The organism is Vibrio sp. R78045 (genome assembly GCF_042466085.1).
Lineage (GTDB): Bacteria > Pseudomonadota > Gammaproteobacteria > Enterobacterales > Vibrionaceae > Vibrio > Vibrio cyclitrophicus.
On record NZ_JAXHBS010000017.1, the window covers coordinates 357,408 to 374,320 of the forward strand.

Sequence of the window (16,913 nt, forward strand, 5' to 3'; positions counted from 1 at the left end):
TGTGTAAAGCAGTGGGCTTTGAATGGAGAAAGTGAGTAATTACTTATGAGTAATATCCGCACCAAACCATTTCTGAGAGATACTTTCTAACGTACCATCTTCGCGCATTGCTGCTAATGCTTTATTTACTTCTGCTTGCAATTTTTTACCGTTGTCGTTGTCAACGAAAGGCCAAGCGTTTTCAATTGTTTCGAATGGTTGTCCCGCTAGCTGTAATGGTAGACCTGTCTTCTTGATAAGTTCTAGTGCTGATAGGCGATCCATAACGAACGCATCTGCACGGCCAAGAGCGACATCATGCTCAATACCTGTATCGTAGGTTTTCACATTGATTTTGCCATCTTTGTCGTAGCTGCGCAGCAGTTGCTCAAAGTTTGAGCCAAGGTTTACCGCAACCGTCTTACCATCTAGGTCTTCGATTCCTTTGATGCTGTCATTACCTTTACGAACGGTAATTTGTGCGCCGTCTACTACGTAAGGGTCTGCGAAAAGATATTTCGCTTTACGCGCATCCGTCATTGTAATTTGGTTTGAAATGGTATCAATTCGACCCGTTTCAAGAAGACCAAACAGACCAGAGAAGTTTGCCGTTACGTATTCAACGTTGTAATCGTTACGCTTACCGATCTCATCCCATAAATCCACTTCAAAACCTTGTAGTTGGTCTTGTTTAACGAACGTAAACGGGAAATAGCGACCAGACATACCGACTTTAACTTCAGTCGCAGCTTGAACAGTAGCAGCAGAGAGTGCGATAGCCGCAATTGCAGCCTTAATCCAGTTATTCATTTGGTAACTCCTTATATTTATGGGATTGGATGTTACTGGGAAAATGCTCTCTAGAATAAATAACCAGATGTTATTAACCATAACCAGATTGAATTCCCATTTTGGGGATAACTAGCAAGGATCCGGGCATAAGTGGATCATTATGTGAGTAAATTAGGGGCAAGATGTGTGGATCCACCGATAAATTACAAATTTATTGTGAATAACTTGGATCTTATTCACTGGATCTGTGATCAATTGCTGGTGATCTGACTTATCAACAGGTAAAATTAGCAGTCATTTCATATTACTTAAATAGAGTGAGGGCACCGTGTCATCTTCGCTTTGGTTGCAGTGTTTGCAACAGCTTCAAGAAGAGTTACCAGCTACAGAATTCAGTATGTGGGTTCGTCCGTTACAAGCGGAACTCAATGACAATACTCTAACTCTATTTGCACCGAACCGTTTCGTACTCGATTGGGTTCGCGATAAGTATCTAAATAGCATTAACCGTTTACTGCAAGAATATTGTGGTAACGATATCCCACATCTGCATTTTGAAGTGGGAAGCAAGCGCGTGATTGCTCCTAAACCTGCGACACCAGCACCGGCGCGTACACGTACGGCAGCCGATGTGGCCGCTGAGTCATCCGCACCTGCGCAGTTACAAGCTCGTAAGCCTGTTCACAATATCTGGCGCGATGAAGAGCCTGTGGCGGTTGACCTTAACCACCGTTCAAACGTGAACCCAAAGCATAAGTTTAATAACTTTGTTGAAGGTAAGTCGAACCAACTGGGTTTGGCTGCGGCACGTCAGGTTTCTGATAACCCAGGAACAGCTTATAACCCGTTGTTTTTGTATGGTGGTACTGGTTTAGGTAAAACGCACTTGTTACATGCGGTGGGTAATGCCATTGTCGATAATAAACCGAATGCTAAAGTGGTTTACATGCACTCCGAGCGCTTTGTTCAAGACATGGTGAAAGCGCTCCAAAACAATGCGATCGAAGAATTTAAACGTTACTACCGTAGTGTTGATGCTTTGCTTATCGATGATATCCAATTCTTCGCTAATAAAGAGCGCTCTCAAGAAGAGTTCTTCCATACCTTTAACGCACTGCTTGAAGGCAACCAACAGATCATCCTAACTTCTGACCGTTATCCTAAAGAGATCAACGGGGTAGAGGATCGCCTTAAATCTCGCTTCGGTTGGGGTTTGACGGTTGCGATTGAGCCACCAGAGCTTGAAACGCGGGTTGCTATCTTGATGAAGAAAGCAGAAGACCACCAAATCCACCTTGCGGATGAAGTGGCTTTCTTTATTGCTAAGCGTCTACGTTCTAACGTTCGTGAACTGGAAGGCGCATTGAACCGTGTTATCGCGAATGCGAACTTCACTGGTCGCCCGATTACGATCGATTTCGTACGTGAAGCACTGCGTGACCTACTTGCACTGCAAGAGAAATTGGTCACCATTGATAATATTCAGAAGACAGTAGCCGAGTACTACAAAATCAAAGTAGCCGATCTCTTGTCGAAACGTCGCTCTCGTTCTGTTGCTCGTCCACGTCAATTGGCGATGGCTCTGGCTAAAGAGCTAACAAACCACAGCTTGCCTGAGATTGGCGATGCATTCGGTGGCCGTGACCACACGACTGTACTGCATGCTTGTCGTAAAATTGCTCAGCTGCGTGAAGAGAGCCACGACATTAAAGAAGATTATTCGAACTTGATTCGTACCCTTTCTTCTTAATACACAGTATTCTTAACCTTAATAAGCAGAATCTTGGCCACGTACTATTACGCAGTGCCATTTAGACCGTAAGAGCAAGATATGAAATTTACCATTGAACGTAGTCACCTGATTAAGCCATTACAACAAGTATCTGGCGCACTCGGTGGCAGGCCAACGCTTCCAATTCTAGGAAACCTACTAATTAAAGTAGAAGATAACGTGTTGTCGATGACAGCGACGGATCTAGAAGTTGAATTGATCAGCCGTGTAACGCTTGAAGGTGATTTCGAAGCGGGCAGCATTACTGTGCCTTCACGTAAGTTCCTAGATATTTGCCGTGGTTTACCAGACAGCTCAGTGATCACTGTGGTATTGGATGGTGACCGTATTCAGGTTCGCTCTGGTCGTAGCCGTTTCTCATTGGCAACATTACCAGCGGCAGATTTTCCAAACATTGAAGACTGGAGCAGTGAAGTTGAAGTGTCTGTGACACAGGCTGAGCTACGCGGTCTTATCGAGAAAACCCAATTCTCAATGGCGAACCAGGATGTTCGTTACTACCTCAACGGCATGTTGTTTGAGATTGAAGGTTCTATCTTACGCAGCGTAGCGACTGATGGTCACCGTATGGCAGTATCTCAAGCGCAATTGGGTGCTGACTTTGCCCAGAAGCAGATCATTGTTCCCCGTAAAGGTGTTCAAGAGCTAGTGAAGTTATTGGATGCGCCTGAACAGCCTGTAACGCTGCAAATTGGCAACTCTAATGTGCGTGCTGAAGTGAACAACTATGTCTTTACTTCTAAGCTCGTTGATGGTCGTTTCCCTGATTATCGCCGCGTAATGCCGCAAAATACTACCAAGACACTTGAAGCCGGTTGTGATGAATTACGCTCCGCATTTTCTCGTGCAGCGATTCTGTCGAATGAAAAATTCCGTGGTGTTCGAGTTAATCTTGTGGATAGCGAGATGCGTATTACAGCGAACAACCCAGAACAAGAAGAAGCAGAAGAAGTGCTAGATGTTAACTTCGACGGTGACGCGCTAGAGATTGGCTTTAACGTAAGCTACGTATTGGATGTTCTGAACACACTGCGTTGTGAACAAGTTCGTATCTCAATGTCAGACGCTAATGCGAGTGCCTTGATTGAAAATGCACAAGATGACAGCGCGATGTACGTTGTTATGCCAATTCGTTTATAAGCTGCAATATGTTGACCTACCGAGTCGTGATTGAAGATTAATATGAAGACGTTATGCCTTTATCGCGCTTAATCGTTAAGCAATTTAGAAATATAGAAGCCTGTGACATTCAACCGTCATCAGGCTTTAACTTTCTTATAGGGGCTAACGGTAGCGGCAAAACCAGTGTCCTGGAAGCGGTGTATCTGCTCGGACATGGTCGCTCATTCAAAAGCTCATTAACCGGTCGTATCATTCAAAATGAGTGTAGCGAACTGTTTGTTCATGGCCGTTTTATGACCTCGGATCAATTTGAGCTGCCAATTGGCATTAATAAGCAGCGCGATGGCACGACAGAGGTTAAAATAAGCGGTCAAACTGGGCAAAAATTAGCTCAGCTAGCTCAAGTATTACCATTGCAGTTGATTCATCCTGAAGGGTTTGATTTACTGACGGATGGACCTAAACATCGCCGGGCATTCATTGATTGGGGAGTCTTCCATAGTGAGTCTGGTTTTTATGATGCATGGGGCAGGGTCAAGCGACTCAATAAACAGCGTAATGCATTATTGAAAACGGCAACGAATTATCGAGAGCTAAGCTATTGGGATCAAGAATTAGCCCGTTTAGCAGAAAGCATCAGCCAATGGCGCGCTACCTACGTTGAGCAGTTAAAAGAAGTGGCAGAGGAAATCTGTGCGACCTTCCTTCCTGAGTTTGAGATAAAGATTAACTACTATCGTGGTTGGGATAAAGACACCCCATACGCTGAGATATTAGAAAAGAATTTTGAAAGGGATCAGCAGCTTGGTTACACATTTAGTGGGCCAAACAAAGCGGATCTAAAGATAAAAGTGAACGGCACTCCAGTGGAAGATGTCTTGTCACGAGGTCAATTGAAGTTGATGGTGTGCGCGTTGCGCGTAGCACAAGGGCAGCACCTCACCCAAATGACAGGTAAGCAGTGCATCTATTTAATAGATGACTTCGCTTCCGAATTAGATAGCCAACGCCGAGCACGTCTTGCTGAGTGTTTAAAGGCGACTAAGGCTCAAGTTTTTGTAAGCTCTATTACCGCTGATCAGATTGCTGATATGCATGACGAAAATAGCAGGATGTTTCATGTGGAACATGGCAAAATAGAGCAAGGATAATTAGTCAGAGAGTAACTATGTCAGATAATTACGATTCATCGAGTATTAAAGTACTGAAGGGTCTGGATGCGGTACGTAAGCGTCCTGGAATGTACATTGGCGACACGGATGATGGTACCGGTCTGCACCACATGGTTTTTGAGGTGGTAGATAACTCTATTGATGAAGCGCTAGCTGGTCACTGTAATGACATTATTGTAACTATCCATGAAGATAGTTCTGTGTCTGTAAGCGATGACGGCCGTGGTATCCCAACAGAATTGCACCCAGAAGAAAACGTATCAGCAGCAGAAGTAATCATGACGGTTCTTCACGCTGGTGGTAAGTTCGATGATAACTCGTACAAGGTATCTGGTGGTCTGCATGGTGTTGGTGTTTCAGTAGTTAACGCACTTTCTAAGCAAGTTACTCTTACTATCCACCGTGGTGGCAAAATCCACACTCAAACCTACAGCCACGGTGAGCCTCAAGCGCCACTAGCTGTTATCGGTGACACGGATAAAACCGGTACAGAGATTCGTTTCTGGCCGAGTGAAGAAACCTTTACTAACATCGAGTTCCATTATGATATTTTAGCTAAGCGTCTACGTGAGCTATCATTCTTGAACTCAGGTGTGTCAATTAAGCTGATTGACGAGCGCGAAGAAGACAAAATGGATCACTTCGAATACGAAGGCGGTATCCAAGCGTTTGTTGAGCACCTTAATACTAACAAAACGCCAATCATCCAAAAAATCTTCCACTTTAACTCTGAGCGTGAAGACGGTATTACCGTTGAAGTTGCGATGCAGTGGAATGATGGCTACCAAGAAAACATCTACTGTTTCACCAACAACATCCCTCAACGCGATGGTGGTGCTCACTTAGCAGGTTTCCGTGCTGCACTAACTCGTACATTGAATAGCTTTATGGACAAAGAAGGCTTCTCGAAGAAAGCGAAGACTTCAACATCAGGTGATGATGCTCGTGAAGGTTTGACGGCGATTGTTTCGGTGAAAGTGCCAGATCCTAAGTTCTCAAGCCAAACTAAAGACAAGCTGGTTTCTTCAGAAGTGAAGTCTGCCGTAGAGTCTACTATGGGTGAGAAATTGTCTGAGTTCCTCATTGAGAATCCAGGTGAAGCGAAAATCGTTTGTTCGAAAATTATCGATGCAGCACGAGCTCGTGATGCAGCGCGTAAAGCGCGTGAGATGACACGTCGTAAAGGCGCATTAGATTTAGCAGGCCTTCCAGGTAAACTCGCTGACTGTCAGGAAAAAGATCCTGCACTGTCTGAACTGTATATTGTGGAAGGAGACTCTGCTGGCGGATCAGCTAAGCAGGGGCGTAACCGTAAGAACCAAGCAATCCTACCGCTTAAAGGTAAAATCCTTAACGTAGAGAAAGCACGTTTCGATAAAATGCTGTCTTCTCAAGAAGTCGCAACGTTAATCACTGCACTTGGTTGTGGTATTGGCCGTGACGAATACAACCCAGACAAACTGCGTTACCATAACATCATTATCATGACCGATGCCGATGTCGATGGTTCTCACATCCGTACACTGCTACTGACGTTCTTCTACCGTCAAATGCCTGAGCTGATTGAACGTGGTTACATTTACATTGCTCAACCGCCACTTTACAAAGTGAAGAAAGGTAAGCAAGAGCAATACATTAAAGATGAAGATGCGATGAACCAGTATCAAGTATCTTTGGCTTTAGACAATGCAGAACTGCACGTAAACCCTGAAGCGCCAGCGTTCGCAGGTGAAGGTCTAGAGAAGCTTGTTCAGCAATACAATGCGGGTATTAAGCTTGTTGACCGCATGAGCCGCCGTTACCCACGCGCATTGGTTCACGAACTGATTTACGTTCCTCGTCTAACGGCTGAGCAGTGTCATGATGACGTGGCAGTTGAAGCTTGGGGTAAGCAGCTTGTAGAACAGCTAAACGCGAAAGAAGTCGGTGCTAGCCAATACAGCCTTGAAGTTGAAAAACATGAAGAGCTAGGTTTGAGCGTACCTAAGATCGTGGTTCGTACTCATGGTGTAACTCATGAACACCTACTAAGCATTGATCTGATTAACTCGAAAGAGTTCGCGAAGCTGGCTGATCTATCTGAAGCCCTTGATGGCTTGATTGAAGAAGGCGCTTACATCAAGCGTGGTGAGCGTACTCAAGCGGTTTCTAGCTTTGTTGAAGCTCTGAACTGGTTGGTGAAAGAGTCTCGTCGTGGCTTAAGCTTGCAACGATACAAAGGTCTAGGTGAGATGAACCCTGACCAGCTTTGGGAAACGACAATGGATCCTGAAACTCGCCGTATGATGCAAGTAACCATTGACGATGCCGTTGGTGCAGATCTGTTGTTTACAACGTTGATGGGCGACCAAGTAGAGCCTCGTCGTAACTTCATCGAAGAGAATGCATTGAAAGTAGCAAACTTAGACGTTTAATTACTGCGATGCGTCGTTATTTCGCATGATTTCTGCGTTCGGCGTACTCACATACACTTGTATGCTGCGTGCGCCTTGCTTGAACTAATGCGAACTAACTTATCCTCGAAGCAATTAAATTGATGTCTTCGTTGTATTGATTAAGTTCATAAAATTATGAAAGCACTGCCTATTGGCGGTGCTTTTTTGTGTCGGTAAGGTCTTGAAAAATATTGAGTTGAAAAAATAATTGAAAATAATCCCTTGAAACTATTTTGCTCAATCCACATATCTAGTTGTGAAGAGGATGACTGTCTTGCTCTACAAGAGAAGAAACAGAACCTTCATAACCGTTGCTAGAGTATCGCTCAATAGAGGATAACTTTGGCAGCACACAATTTAAAAATTGATTCATTGTCATGTCCCAGCGTTGTCGCCAAAAGAGGCGAAACCCGAGGAATGCAAACTGAATCCCTTAGCTGTTTACTGGGTCACTCACAAGTTCGATCTTAGTAAAAATCACAGCTAAGACTATTGCTTACTAAAAGGATAGCATTATGAGAACTGTAGATTTCACTCCACTTTACCGCAACGCAATCGGCTTCGATCGTCTATTCAACATGATGGAAGCGAACACATCGAAAAATACTTCTGGCGGTTACCCTCCTTATAACATCGAGCAAAAAGACGAGAATAACTACCGTATTACTATGGCAGTCGCTGGCTTTGCAGATGACCAATTAGATCTGACTCAAAAAGAGAATACGCTAATTGTGAAAGGTGAGCGTAAAGAAGAAGTAGAGAAAACCTTCGTATATCAAGGTATTGCAGAGCGCGATTTCGAACGTAAATTCCAACTGGCTGACTATGTAAAAGTGGTAGGCGCAAGCATGGAAAATGGTCTCCTTCACATCGACCTAGAACGCGAGATCCCAGAAGCGATGCAACCGCGTAAGATTGCTATTAATGGTAATAGTCTTCTAGAAGGTTAAGCGTTATTAGCTCATTTGAGCTAATAAATATCGGAAAGTAAAAGTGAAAGAGCACCTTATGAGGTGCTCTTTTTTGTATTTGGCCTACAGTAACCTAAAAGCTTTGATTACTGTTCTGAGTAAGCCTTTTTCACTTCCTCTGCAATGATTGAAATGCCTTTCTGCATTGCTTCATCATCTTGCACGTAGTTCATACGTAAGCACTGGTGAGCATGATCCCACTCGTCTTCTTGGCCGATAAAGAAGTATTCACCAGGAACAATCAATACGCCACGAGCTTTGAGGCGGTCGTACAGCTCCATGGTGGTAATTGGCAACTCATCAAACCATAGCCATAAGAAAATCGCGCCTTCAGGCTTGTGGATACGGAAGCGAGGGTCATCGATCGCTTCTTGTAAGAGCTCAACTGCACGTAGAGATTTATCTTTATAGAAAGGTTTGATTACCTCGCTACTTAAGCGCAGTAAATCGCCTTTTTCAATCATGTGGTTAGCAATCGCAGGGCCAACACTATTAGGTGCTAGGCTGATAATGCCATTCATGTTGGTCAGAGCTTGTGTTACTTCTTCGCTCGCAATCACGATACCGCAACGCACACCAGGCAAACCAAGCTTAGATAAGCTCATGCACAGAATGGTGTTTTCATTCCAGAACGGTTCGACATCTTCAAAGATGATGTTTGGAAACGGCAAGCCATAGGCATTATCGATCAATAGCGGTATGTTGTTTTCGCGCGCAAGTTTATCCAGTTTACGTACTTCTTCGTCGGTCAGCACGTTACCGGTTGGGTTGGTTGGGCGAGAAGCACAGATGGCGGAAACCGAGTCGTCAACCTTAAGCTTTTCAAAATCAACGTGGTATTTGAACTGTCTATTTTCAAGAAGCTCGATTTCTGGGTGGTAAGAGATAAAAATATCGTCATCAATGCCAGCATCGCCGTAGCCGATATATTCCGGTGCGATCGGCAACAAGATTTTCTTGTGAGAACCGTCTGGTTGTTGACCTGCTAACAGGTTGAAGAGGTAAAAGAAGCCACTTTGACTGCCGTTGGTTAGGCTGATGTTCTTTTCGCTGATGTCCCAGTCATAAGTTTCTTTCAGCATTGCCGCTAACGACTTAATAAAGCTGTTTTTGCCCTGCGGACCATCGTAGTTAGCGAGGGCGGCGATGAGTTCTCCACTGGCGAGCATATCGGCACTGGCTTGGTTAAAGTAATCGAGCATGGCTGGGATAGCGGCTGGGTTGCCACCACCGAGCATGATTGCGCCAGGAGTGCGCAGGCCATCATTCAAATCATCCATTAAACGAGTGATTCCAGAGTATCGATTAAATTTTTCACCAAACTTAGAGAACTGCATTACTTATTTTACCTAATTCATTGTGATTGCTTGTTATGTGTCATTAAGGCAGACCTTATGTCTACCAACAGTGTATTCCTTGAACATACCGCAATGTTTTTGCGACGCATAGCGCCAAATGCTCTAACACGAAAAAAACTTCTATAAAGTTTAACTAATGAGTGTCTGCTTTCTTATTGAACGAGTGTTTCGTGATCAAAAAAGGAGAAGCCTAAGCTTCTCCTTTTAATTTTGCGGATTATTTCAATGAATGTTTACTTCGTTCCGGTGTAAACAACCAATACTTTGTCATCTCGGTATTGGCGTTCGAACGCATAGTAGCCCTTGTTGTTGCGGATGATGTGCTTACCTTGAGCTACTGCTGGGTGTCGTTGGCGGAATTGGCCAAGTGCTTGCCAGTGTTCCAGCAATTCTGCTCGTTCGCCTGTGATTTGATCCCAAGGCATGTCAGATCGAGTACCTTGCATTGGGTCTGAGCCTGTTGGGCCGAAATCACGAGCGATTTCATCTCCGTAATAGATCTGCACCGCACCGGGAGCCAGCATCAACGCGTTTGCAGCTTTGGTCTGTTTCGCAAAGTCGCTGCCATGTTGTGTCCAGAATAGAGAGGTGTCGTGAGACGATAGGTAACTCAGTACGTTGAATTCGCTGTCGTTGTTGATCTTCTCTGCGTAACGAAGGTAATCAGCATCAAGATCGGATAGGCACTTGAGCGCCTTTGGTGCGATATCACTCTGGAATTCAAAGTTGATGATCGAATCAAAGCCGTTAGCAAAATAGTCTGATTTGACTACGCTGTGTGCCCATACTTCGCCTGTCATCCAAAAAGGTAGGTCATCCAGGGCTTTGTCTGGGTTGTTTTGCTTCCATTCTGCAAGCGCTTGGTTAGTGCTCTCTTTAAGCTCTGCCCACGCGTCTAACTCAACGTGCTTGGCGGTATCGACTCTAAAACCATCAACGCCATATTCACGTACCCAGTCAGACAACCAAGTGATTAGATGTTCACGAGGGGTTTGGAGTTCATCCGTGGCGCTGGTGGACTTGTTGCGATAGAAGTTAGGTAGCCCAGTGGTCTCTGTCGATTCTGTTTTGAAATCGGGTAAATGCGCCAAAGACATGGTGAGGTTATTGTAACCTGGAGAGTCATAGGCTCCGATATCACTGCGCAGCCAAGCTTTGCCCCACCACTTTTCCCATGCTTCTTTATCGCTGTATGAGATGTAGTTGTTGAAGTAGTGCCAGTTCTGACCTTTAGCGGGTTGCCAATCTGTCCAGTTTTCACCAAGCGTTTGTTTAGCTTGTTCATCGGTCAGGTTGAGTTTACCAAAATCAAACTCTTGCATGTCGGCAAGCGTGGCGTAGCCAGTGTGGTTCATCACCACGTCCCAAACAACACGAATGCCTTTGCTGTGCGCGGTATCGATGAAGGTTTTCAGCTCGTCTTCGGTACCCATGTTGTCATCAAGCTTGGTCCAGTCTTGATGGTAATAGCCGTGATAGCCATAGTGTTTGAAGTCACCGCGATCACCACCGCCAACCCAGCCGTGGATTTGCTCTAGTGGAGAGGTAATCCAGATAGCATTGGCCCCGAGCGATTCAATGTAGTCGAGCTTTTCGGTTAAGCCTGCTAGGTCACCACCGTGGAAGGTGCCGATTTCGTCTTGTCCATCTTGGCTGCGACCATAGCTGTTGTCGTTGTCAGGGTTGCCATTGTGGAAACGGTCAGTCATTACGAAGTAAACCGTGGCGTTATCCCAACTAAAATCGGCTTTGGTTTCTGGTTCTACTTTCTCTAGTAGCAGAATACCTTGGCTGTTTTCTGCAGGCTGCATGGTGACGCTGCCATTAGTTACTGTGATTTGTTTGCCTGAAAGGGCGTCTCTTACCAAGGTACCATCATCAAAGGTTTGAGCAACGTTGATGGTGGTTGGCTGGTCACTAGGTATTGGGCAGGCAAAGCTTTGAACTTGTTGCTGCTTTGGCTTTATCTGAACCGTGAGTTCATTGGTCTGTGGGTTGAGTGTAAATTGATAGGTGTTAGCGCGAAAGACTTTAATAGCGATTTCGGACTTTTCGGCGCAGTCGTCTAGGCGAAGGGGTTTATTGAATTTGATGCGACTCTCTTCAGCCAGAGCAAAGTTAGTACCACAGGTACTTTGAGCGTCGCTGATAGAGAAGGTATAACTACCTTTAGCGAGCTCCTGTTCTGCAATCACGGTGCCTTTACCGGATGATTCGAATACGACAGTGTCGTTATCAATTGTCAGCAGTAGATTGTTGTCATTGGTTTGGCTGCATGCGCTGAGTGCGAGTATTGAAAGCGCGAGTACTGTCTTTTTCATTGTTCCCTTCCCCTGAATAAACAGGTTATTTATAGCAAACAATACCCTCTACAGTCTGAGTGCTGTTTCATTCAGTTAATCAATAACACCTCTACAAACAAATGCTTGGTTCACAAAAACAAAAAGGGAAGCTTTCGCTTCCCTTTGGGTATTTACTGTTAGTTACTCAGAGTATGACTAAGAGCAACTGTCTCACTCGTGCTTATTTTTGCAGTAGAGAGATGTCAGCAATCTGTAGGAACAGGTTACGTAGGTTGTTCAGTAGCGTTAGACGGTTCTTCTTAAGCGCTTCATCATCAGCCATAACCATTACGTTATCGAAGAATGCATCAACGGGTTCACGTAAGTCAGCAAGTTTGCTTAGGGCTTCTTGGTAGTTGCCTGTCGCGAATGCTGGTTCTAGTGCTTCTGTCATTACTTCAACGTTTTCAGCCAGTGCTTTCTCTGCGTCTTCTTGAAGAAGTGCTAGATCGATTTCTGCTGGTAGCTCGCCATCGAATTTCGCAAGGATATTACCTACACGCTTGTTCGCTGCTGCTAGTGCTTCTGCTGCTTCCAGTTCACGGAAGTGAGAAACCGCTTTAACACGTTGGTCAAAATCAGCAGGTTTAGTTGGACGACGTGCTAGTACCGCTTGGATGATATCAACGCTGAAACCAGCATCTTGGTACCATGCGCGGAAACGACCTAGCATGAAGTCGATAACGTCAGCTTCAACGTTGTCGTTAGTTAGCTTGTCGCCTAGTAGCTCTTTCGCTTTACCGATTAGATCGGTTAGGTCTAGGTTGTAGCCGTTTTCAACGATGATACGTAGCACACCTAGTGATGCACGACGTAGAGCGAATGGGTCAGAACCTTTTGGTGCTTGGCCAATACCGAAGATACCTACGATAGTGTCTAGCTTGTCTGCCATTGCGACTGCAGAAGAAATACCAGTGCTTGGTAGTGTGTCACCCGCGAAACGAGGCATGTACTGCTCGTAAAGTGCCAGTGCTACTTGCTCGTCTTCACCATCGTGAGTCGCGTAGTGCATCCCCATCACACCTTGAGTATCCGTAAATTCGAATACCATTGATGTCATTAGGTCACACTTAGCCAGTAGGCCAGCACGCTTAGACTTTTCAACGTCAGCATCGATTTTCTCAGCAATGTAGCCAGCAAGTTCTGTGATGCGGTCGGTTTTGTCTTTGATAGTGCCCAGTTGCTTCTGGAAGATAGCTTGCTCTAGTTCAGCAAGACGGTCGATAAGCGGACGCTTACGGTCTGTGTTGAAGAAGAACTCAGCATCAGCTAGACGTGGACGTACAACCTTCTCGTTACCTTCGATTACGTGACGAGGCTCTTTAGACTCGATGTTCGAAACGAAGATGAAGTTTGGCAGAAGGTTCTTATCAGCGTCATACACTGGGAAGTACTTCTGGTCGCCTTTCATGGTGTAAACCAAAGCTTCAGAAGGGACTTTTAGGAATTCTTCTTCAAACTTCGCTGTAAGTACTACTGGCCATTCAACCAGAGACGTTACTTCTTCAACAAGGTCATCTTCTAGGTCAGCTTTACCGCCAACCGCTGCTGCCGCTTTTTGCGAATCAGCAAGGATGATCGCTTTACGTGCTTCGTAATCTGCCATTACTTTACCGCGCTCTTCTAGGATCGCAGGGTATTGGTCAGCAGAATCGATTGTAAACTCTTGTTCGCCCATGAAACGGTGGCCACGGATAGTACGAGCAGATGCTACACCTAGGATTTCGCCTTCAACAAGCTCATCACCTAGTAGTACTGTCAGTGTTTTTACTGGACGGATAAATTGAATGTCTGAGTTACCCCAGCGCATCGCTTTAGGGATTGGTAGGCCAGCCAGTGCTTTCGCAGCGATATCCATCACCAATTCTTGAACAGGTTTGCCAGCTACTTCTTGTTTGAAAAGAAGCCACTCGCCTTTGTCTGTTTTCAGACGGTCAGCTTGCTCAACAGTGATACCGTTACCACGAGCCCAACCTTGTGCTGCTTTAGTCGCGTTGCCTTCAGCATCGAATGCTACAGAAACAGCAGGACCACGCTTTTCAACGACTTTGTCAGCTTGGCCTTCAGCCAGTGCGGTTACTTTAAGAGCTAGACGACGAGGTGCTGCGTACCACTTGATGCCTTCGTGAGAAAGCTCAGCCGTTTTAAGACCCGCTTCAAAGTTAGAAGCAAAGGCTTCTGCTAGAGAACGAAGTGCCGTTGGTGGAAGCTCTTCCGTACCCAGTTCAATTAGAAAATTCTTCGCCATGATTATTTACCTTCCTTTTCTTCTACAGATCGGCACATTGGGAAGCCAAGTGCTTCACGTGACGCGTAGTACGCTTCTGCAACAGCTTTAGTCAGGTTGCGGATACGAAGGATGTAACGTTGACGCTCTGTTACAGAGATAGCTTTGCGCGCATCAAGGATGTTGAATGCGTGACCTGCTTTTAGAATGCGCTCGTAAGCTGGAAGCGGCAGTGGCTTCTCAAGCTCAAGTAGCTCTTTACACTCTTTTTCGCACTGGTCGAAGAAAGTGAATAGGAAATCTACGTCTGCGTGCTCGAAGTTGTATGTTGATTGCTCAACTTCGTTTTGGTGGAAGATGTCACCGTAAGTCACATTAGAACCGTCTGGTGCTACGTTCCATACAAGGTCGTAAACAGAATCTACTTCCTGGATGTACATTGCTAGACGCTCGATACCGTAAGTGATCTCGCCAGTTACAGGCTTACACTCAATGCCGCCAACCTGTTGGAAGTAAGTAAACTGAGTTACTTCCATGCCGTTTAGCCATACTTCCCAACCAAGGCCCCATGCGCCTAGTGTTGGGTTTTCCCAGTTATCTTCAACGAAGCGAATGTCGTGAACAAGTGGGTCGACACCAAGAACTTCAAGCGAGCCTAAGTACAACTCCTGGATGTTATCTGGAGAAGGTTTTAGAGCTACTTGGAATTGATAGTAGTGCTGCAGGCGGTTCGGGTTTTCACCGTAACGACCATCGGTCGGACGACGAGAAGGTTGAACGTACGCCGTAGACATTGGCTCTGGGCCAAGTGCACGTAGACATGTCATTGGGTGAGAGGTGCCAGCACCTACTTCCATATCTAGTGGTTGAACAATGGTACAACCGTTTTGTGCCCAGTAATCCTGCAGCGCGAGGATCATTCCCTGGAAGGTTTTGATATCGTATTTTTGCATAGTCAGGTTCGCGCGATTCTTTTAAATGAATGATAAAAATAACCTCTGAGTATACCGAGATATTGGTAAAGCGAGTAGGGGTAATCTTGTTTAATTAGTGGTCTAAAATGTCGTTTAGTGGATTTTTTTGCCTTTAATGTTTGTTTTTCGGCACAAGTGGATATTTTGATAAGTTTGACACTTGTGTTTGAAAGCGTGGGTGATTAAAATCTCGCGGTCTTTGGGGAGTAGCTTACTTATTCATATCCTATTGAATGAGTTCGTCCGTCAACATAATTGATGCAAAATCATCATGGCGTTCGAGGCAACCACCACCTTGGTGGCGCTTAGCAAGACCTTAGACAAGCATCGTGAACCGGGATGGGGCGCGAGGTTTGTCTTTGGTTAAATATAATAATCTCCATCCCAAATGAGCATGTCGTGAGCGTTTTAGCAATTTCAATTACAACTGTCGCCTTAGCCGAGATCGGTGATAAGACCCAGTTGCTATCCCTTTTATTAGCCAGTCGATATCGAAAACCGATACCTATCATTGCGGCTATCTTCTTTGCCACCATTGCCAATCATGCCCTTGCTGCATGGCTCGGGGTTGTAGTCGCCGATTATCTTTCACCTGAAGTTTTAAAGTGGGTGCTGGTGGTCAGTTTCATCGCTATGGCGGGCTGGATTCTGATTCCCGATAAGTTGGATGACGATGAGCAGATCTCAAACCGAGGCCCGTTTGTCGCCAGTTTCATCGCGTTCTTCATTGCTGAGATTGGTGATAAAACCCAGATAGCGACCTCCATTCTAGGGGCTCAATACTCTGATGCATTAATGTGGGTGATTCTAGGTACTACGATCGGTATGTTATTGGCGAATGTGCCAGTGGTTATCATCGGTAAGTTGTCGGCAGATAAGATGCCGCTTGACCTGATTCGTAAGATCACGGCCTTATTATTCGTGGGTTTAGCTATCGCTGCGGCTTTCTATTAACAGGTAGTATTGAGTCTTATTATACTCAATCAGTAGAGTAATGTGTTGTAGGTCATACTCTTACAGTATTGTGGGGTTTATCGAGCGAATGGACATATAACTGTCATACTTGTCATGATATTTTAATATTGTGAGTTAAGAACACGAGGGCATGATTATGTTGACGCGTTATATGGGTATTACTCCACAAAGCCAAAGTTATCTATTTACTTTTGGTCTTGCACTTACATTATTAGGCATGGTGTTGACGGACATGTGGCTACCAATGGTCGCGGGTGCCATCATCATGACTGCGCTTGCGGTAGAGGCTTGGATTCGGGTCGCGCATATTATTCCGATGCGCAAAGATATCCGAGAAATTCAGCATCAGCTCGAGCATCTGCAAAACAAGTCTAGAAACGAATAAACAAAAAGCCGCTCGTACTCTGAGTTCTGTTTAAGAACATAAGGTACGAGCGGCTTTTTTGATACTTGATACTCGGTGGGGCGTTACGCCTCCAATCCCTTTCTGATCAAATACTGGTAAGGCAAAGTTTCTGTCGCTTGACCTACCAACTGATGATCCATGAATCGACAAAAGCTCGGAATATCTCGAGTTGTCGAAGGATCGTCAGCTTTTACCAGTAATACATCGCCATCCTGCATGTTTCTAATTGTCTTCCTGACCATCATTACTGGCTCCGGGCAACGCAGGCCTTCAGCTTCTAAAGTATGGGTTGCCAGTTCAGGTTTGAATGTCATGGTTTGTATCTCTATATCTATCTAACGAGTGAATAATACGTCTGCAGAAAAAAT

The 16,913-nt window shown here is 45.1% G+C and carries 14 protein-coding genes; 7 read left to right on the forward strand and 7 right to left on the reverse strand.

Features of this window, described 5'->3' with window-relative positions; translation table 11 throughout:
* Positions 1-39: 39 nt before the first annotated feature.
* Positions 40-789, reverse strand: coding sequence for an amino acid ABC transporter substrate-binding protein (locus SJY39_RS21050; RefSeq protein ID WP_016784131.1), 750 nt, complete (start codon positions 787-789; stop codon positions 40-42).
* A 310-nt stretch (positions 790-1,099) separates the two neighbouring features.
* On the opposite strand from SJY39_RS21050, the gene dnaA reads away from it, so the two are divergent.
* From dnaA to gyrB, 4 genes are all read left to right on the forward strand, one after another.
* Positions 1,100-2,521 (forward strand): chromosomal replication initiator protein DnaA, encoded by a 1,422-nt coding sequence (gene dnaA / locus SJY39_RS21055; protein WP_016784132.1) that lies wholly within the window; start codon positions 1,100-1,102, stop codon positions 2,519-2,521.
* Between the two features lie 81 nt (positions 2,522-2,602).
* A complete protein-coding gene (gene dnaN, locus SJY39_RS21060) occupies positions 2,603-3,703 on the forward strand; it encodes a DNA polymerase III subunit beta (protein WP_010433159.1) in 1,101 nt (366 codons plus the stop codon).
* 53 nt (positions 3,704-3,756) lie between these two features.
* Positions 3,757-4,836 carry a DNA replication/repair protein RecF gene (recF, locus tag SJY39_RS21065; RefSeq protein ID WP_010433158.1) on the forward strand — a complete coding sequence of 360 codons (1,080 nt, stop codon included), beginning with the start codon at positions 3,757-3,759 and terminating at the stop codon, positions 4,834-4,836.
* A 17-nt stretch (positions 4,837-4,853) separates the two neighbouring features.
* Positions 4,854-7,271, forward strand: coding sequence for a DNA topoisomerase (ATP-hydrolyzing) subunit B (gyrB, locus tag SJY39_RS21070; protein WP_016767545.1), 2,418 nt, complete (start codon positions 4,854-4,856; stop codon positions 7,269-7,271).
* Positions 7,272-7,542: 271 nt separating this feature from the next.
* Here the strand turns inward: gyrB and SJY39_RS21075 are convergent, their stop codons facing one another.
* A complete protein-coding gene (locus SJY39_RS21075; protein ID WP_022570905.1) occupies positions 7,543-7,665 on the reverse strand; it encodes a hypothetical protein in 123 nt (40 codons plus the stop codon).
* Between the two features lie 142 nt (positions 7,666-7,807).
* Between SJY39_RS21075 and SJY39_RS21080 the strand changes: the two genes are divergently transcribed.
* Positions 7,808-8,242 (forward strand): Hsp20 family protein, encoded by a 435-nt coding sequence (locus SJY39_RS21080; protein ID WP_010433156.1) that lies wholly within the window; start codon positions 7,808-7,810, stop codon positions 8,240-8,242.
* Between the two features lie 107 nt (positions 8,243-8,349).
* On the opposite strand, the gene SJY39_RS21085 is transcribed toward SJY39_RS21080, so the two are convergent.
* From SJY39_RS21085 to glyQ, 4 genes are all read right to left on the reverse strand, one after another.
* Complete coding sequence (locus tag SJY39_RS21085; RefSeq protein ID WP_016790455.1) at positions 8,350-9,600, reverse strand: valine--pyruvate transaminase; 1,251 nt, start codon at positions 9,598-9,600, stop codon at positions 8,350-8,352.
* A gap of 254 nt (positions 9,601-9,854) precedes the next feature.
* Positions 9,855-11,942: an alpha-amylase gene (locus SJY39_RS21090; protein WP_016767548.1), complete on the reverse strand. Its 2,088-nt coding sequence runs from the start codon at positions 11,940-11,942 to the stop codon at positions 9,855-9,857.
* Between the two features lie 202 nt (positions 11,943-12,144).
* Positions 12,145-14,211, reverse strand: a complete 2,067-nt coding sequence (gene glyS, locus SJY39_RS21095) for a glycine--tRNA ligase subunit beta (protein ID WP_016784135.1) — start codon at positions 14,209-14,211, stop codon at positions 12,145-12,147.
* A gap of 2 nt (positions 14,212-14,213) precedes the next feature.
* Positions 14,214-15,143 (reverse strand): glycine--tRNA ligase subunit alpha, encoded by a 930-nt coding sequence (gene glyQ / locus SJY39_RS21100; RefSeq protein ID WP_016793481.1) that lies wholly within the window; start codon positions 15,141-15,143, stop codon positions 14,214-14,216.
* A 420-nt stretch (positions 15,144-15,563) separates the two neighbouring features.
* Here glyQ and SJY39_RS21105 point away from each other — a divergent pair, with 420 nt between their 5' ends.
* Together SJY39_RS21105 and SJY39_RS21110 are read left to right on the forward strand one after the other, a co-directional pair.
* Entirely contained in the window at positions 15,564-16,118 is a 555-nt protein-coding gene (locus tag SJY39_RS21105) for a TMEM165/GDT1 family protein (RefSeq protein ID WP_010433152.1), read from the forward strand.
* A 151-nt stretch (positions 16,119-16,269) separates the two neighbouring features.
* Positions 16,270-16,524, forward strand: coding sequence for a hypothetical protein (locus tag SJY39_RS21110; protein WP_016767550.1), 255 nt, complete (start codon positions 16,270-16,272; stop codon positions 16,522-16,524).
* A gap of 83 nt (positions 16,525-16,607) precedes the next feature.
* Here SJY39_RS21110 and tusA read toward each other — a convergent pair whose 3' ends face one another.
* Positions 16,608-16,859 (reverse strand): sulfurtransferase TusA, encoded by a 252-nt coding sequence (gene tusA / locus SJY39_RS21115; RefSeq protein WP_004736675.1) that lies wholly within the window; start codon positions 16,857-16,859, stop codon positions 16,608-16,610.
* Positions 16,860-16,913: the final 54 nt, after the last annotated feature.